Annotated in this window: 1 protein-coding gene; it reads right to left on the bottom strand. The window is 38.4% G+C overall.

The window, feature by feature from the left end; all coding sequences use genetic code 11:
- A partial coding sequence (locus U5B17_RS09695; RefSeq protein ID WP_430805145.1) for a hypothetical protein occupies positions 1-406 on the bottom strand: 406 nt, incomplete at both ends.

Here is a 406-nt window from a genome sequence, read left to right on the forward strand (position 1 = left end):
CATCGCTGGGGTTAGCTAAGGGTTGCTTAGCTGTAAAAATGGCATCGTCGGGAGTCTTGCCATTTCCCTCTTTATTATGGTTGGATGAAAGAATGTCTGTTTCTTTGCGAACAGAGACCGATTTATCCGTAAAGTTATCATCGTGGAAGGTCTGATAACTCCCACTTTCTAATCTCTTTTTATTCCCACTATCACGAAAAGCCGTCAATATAAATTTATTATCGCCCTTTTGTGATAATATAGCTGTGCTTTTTGGAGTGATTAATTCTATCGTGCCATCCCTACCTTTTGTTATTGTAGCTTCGTTGATTATTTCGCCTAAATGGCTTACAAATTTTAGTGCCTTTTGCTCTGTCCATTGTTTGCCTCTTTGCTCTAAAATATGCTTTAGCCCAAATTTATCATC

Origin of the sequence: Campylobacter australis (assembly GCF_050586305.1) — a bacterium.
Taxonomy (GTDB): Bacteria; Campylobacterota; Campylobacteria; order Campylobacterales; family Campylobacteraceae; genus Campylobacter_A.